Consider the following 3,120-nt stretch of genomic DNA (forward strand, 5'->3'; position numbering starts at 1 on the left):
ACCAAGACGGTGACCGTGCGCGTCAACGGTGAGGTGGTCAAGACGATGCCGACGTCGATGGGCAAGGACAGCACGCCGACGGACAACGGCTTCTACATCATCGGCGGCCGGTTCAAGCACATCATCATGGACTCGTCGACCTACGGTGTTCCGGTCAACTCGCCCAACGGATATCGCACCGAAGTGGACTGGGCCACCCAGATGTCCTATAGCGGCGTCTTCGTGCATTCCGCGCCCTGGTCGGTCGGCGCCCAGGGGCACACCAACACCAGCCACGGGTGCCTGAACGTGAGCCCCAGCAACGCCGAGTGGTTCTATGACCACAGCAAGACCGGCGACATTGTCGAGGTCATCAACACTGTGGGGCCGACGCTGCCCGGCACCGAGGGGTTGGGCGACTGGAACATTCCCTGGCCGCAGTGGAAAGCGGGCAACGCCAACACCTGACGTGCGGTTCAGTCGACCTTGTGCCAGGCCGCACAGTTTCTGGTCATGAACGCGCGGTCGGTGGGCAGGATCTGCACCACCTGCGGGCCGTCGTTGACGTTGTTGTCGATGATGTCATTGGTGTCCAGGCTGCGCAGACGCGCCCAATAGCACCCGTATTTCCCGGCGCTGCGATAGGTGCCCGGTGCGATGTCGCTGCCGACGATGAACGTGCCGTCCGACTCGATGGTCGTCTTCGGTCCCGGCGGGGGCGGCGGCACGGCGGTCACGGTCACCGTCTTGGTCGCTGCCGGCACCGTCGACGTGACGGTGGTCGCCGTGTGGTTCGACCCCCCGCAGCCCGCGAGCAGGACAGCGCAACCCATGATGGCCGCGTTCAGGGGGAGCAATTGGCGGTTCGGCGGCACGGCGCGCTGTCCCTCCCGTTCAGGGTGCAATCGCGTGCCGGGGGCCGCAACGACCCGGCGGTCAGGAAGCAACACGGGCCTCCGGCCGATTGGGGTGGCTGACGGGGCTCGAACCCGCGACATCCAGGATCACAACCTGGTGCTCTACCAGCTGAACTACAGCCACCATCGCCGCCGGCGGCCTCGAGGCCTTCGAGCGGCGACGTCGATACTAGCCGGTCGGTGGCTCGGTGGCCGAATCGATTTCGTTCGGGGTGCCGCCGTCGCCCTCCAGTTCGGCGACTACGGCCTCGATCTCGCTGGTAGAAGGTCCCGGCGGGGAGACGAACGCCGTCCGGCGGTAGAACCGCAACTCGCGGATCGATTCGTGAATGTCGGCCAGCGCGCGGTGCGCGAGCCCCTTGACCGGCTGGCCGAAATAGATCCGCGGATACCAGCGCCGGCAGAGCTCCTTGATCGAGCTCACGTCGATCATCCGGTAATGCAGGAACGAATCCAGCGCGGGCATGTCGCGGGCGATGAACGCACGGTCGGTGGCGATGGAATTGCCCGCCAACGGCGCCGTCTTGGGTTGCTTGACATGCTTGCCGACGTAGTCGAGCACCATCGCCTCGGCGGTAGCCAGGTCGACGGTCGACGCCCGCACCTCGTCGATCAGCCCTGAACGCGTGTGCATTTCGGTGACCACGTCGATCATCGACGACAACGCTTCGTCGTCGGCGTGGATAACCACGTCGACGCCGTCGCCCAGGATGTTCAAATCGGCGTCGGTGACCAGGGCCGCGATTTCGATCAACTTGTCGGAGCCGAGGTCCAGCCCCGTCATCTCGCAGTCGATCCACACCAACTCGTCTCGCACAGCGCTCAGACTAGGCTCCCGCGCCGCCCGCGCCGGCCATCGCCCCTAATTGCGCCGGAGAAGTAGTGTGAGCGTTGCCGGACCACCTGCCGAAGCACTGGGAACGGGGGCACCACGATGAGCACCGAATCCGCGGAAACACCCGCGCGCCGGATCGCCAACGGGTACGCCGTCGACGGGCAGGCACTCGAATTGGGCACGGTCGTCGTCGACGGCGCCGTCGACCCGACGGCGCAGATTCGCATCCCCCTGGCCACGATCAACCGGCACGGCCTGGTGGCCGGTGCGACCGGAACGGGGAAGACCAAGACACTTCAGCTGATCGCCGAACAACTCAGTGCGGCGGGCGTTGCGGTGATGATGGCCGACGTCAAGGGCGACCTGTCGGGTCTGGCCCGGCCGGGGGAGGCCAACGACAAGACCGCCGCGCGCGCCAAAGACACGGGCGACGACTGGGCGGCGACCGGCTTCCCGGTGGAGTTCTTGTCGCTGGGCACCGGGGGACTGGGCGTGCCGGTCCGCGCGACGGTTGCCAGCTTCGGTCCGGTTCTGCTGTCGAAAGTGTTGGGGCTCAACGCCACTCAAGAGTCGACGCTGGGGCTGATCTTTCACTGGGCCCAGCAGGCGAACCGTCGGCTGGTCACCCTGGGTGATCTGCGTGGCGTGATCAGCCACCTGGCGAGCGACGAGGGCAAGGCCGACCTGAAAGACCTGGGCGGCGTTTCACCGACGACGGCGGGCGTCATCCTGCGGGCGCTGGTCAACCTCGCCGGCGAGGGCGGCGACACGTTTTTCGGCGAGCCGAAGCTCGATCCTCAGGACTTGCTGCGCGTCGACGACCAGGGTCACGGCATCATCTCGCTGCTCGAGTTCAGCGGTCAGTCGCTACGCCCGGTCATCTTCTCCACGTTTCTGATGTGGGTGCTCGCCGACTTGTTCGCGGTGCTGCCCGAGGTCGGCGACATCGACAAGCCCAAGCTGGTCTTCTTTTTCGACGAGGCGCACCTGTTGTTCGCGGACGCCTCCAAGGCGTTCCTCGAGCAGGTCGAGCAGACCGTCAAGCTGATCCGCTCCAAGGGCGTCGGGGTGTTCTTCTGCACGCAACTGCCCACCGACCTGCCCAACGATGTGCTCTCCCAGCTCGGCGCCCGGATCCAGCACGCGCTGCGGGCGTTCACCCCCGACGATCAACAGGCGCTGAGCAAGACCGTGCGGACGTATCCGAAAACCGATGTCTACGACCTGGAATCGGCGCTGACGTCGCTGGGTATCGGGGAGGCCGTGGTCACGGTGCTGTCCGAGAAGGGCGCGCCCACGCCCGTCGCGTGGACCCGCATGCGCGTGCCGCGGTCGCTGATGGCGTCGATTGGAAACGACGCGATAGCGGCCACGGCGAAAAGCAGTGCG

General features: G+C 66.2%; 4 protein-coding genes and 1 tRNA gene. 2 read left to right on the plus strand and 3 right to left on the minus strand.

The window, feature by feature from the left end:
• Window positions 1–447 (plus strand): L,D-transpeptidase (locus A9X05_RS10315; RefSeq protein WP_156736625.1); only part of this gene is annotated, 447 nt, incomplete at its 5' end.
• Window positions 448–455: 8 nt separating this feature from the next.
• On the opposite strand, the gene A9X05_RS10320 is transcribed toward A9X05_RS10315, so the two are convergent.
• From A9X05_RS10320 to orn, 3 genes are all read right to left on the minus strand, one after another.
• Complete coding sequence (locus A9X05_RS10320) at window positions 456–812, minus strand: hypothetical protein (protein ID WP_067760604.1); 357 nt, start codon at window positions 810–812, stop codon at window positions 456–458.
• Between the two features lie 132 nt (window positions 813–944).
• Window positions 945–1,020, minus strand: a tRNA-His gene (locus A9X05_RS10325).
• Window positions 1,021–1,065: 45 nt separating this feature from the next.
• A complete protein-coding gene (gene orn / locus A9X05_RS10330) occupies window positions 1,066–1,713 on the minus strand; it encodes an oligoribonuclease (RefSeq protein WP_067760557.1) in 648 nt (215 codons plus the stop codon).
• 117 nt (window positions 1,714–1,830) lie between these two features.
• On the opposite strand from orn, the gene A9X05_RS10335 reads away from it, so the two are divergent.
• Window positions 1,831–3,120, plus strand: a 1,290-nt coding sequence (locus A9X05_RS10335; protein ID WP_067781071.1) for a helicase HerA-like domain-containing protein, incomplete at its 3' end; no start/stop codon positions are given.

Source organism: Mycobacterium sp. E3298 (assembly GCF_001666895.1).
Classification (GTDB): Bacteria; Actinomycetota; Actinomycetes; order Mycobacteriales; family Mycobacteriaceae; genus Mycobacterium.

Bases quoted from the DNA above. Each gene is read 5' to 3' on its own strand.
- A9X05_RS10320 (WP_067760604.1), bottom strand. From the start codon at position 812: ATGGGTTGCGCTGTCCTGCTCGCGGGCTGCGGGGGGTCGAACCACACG.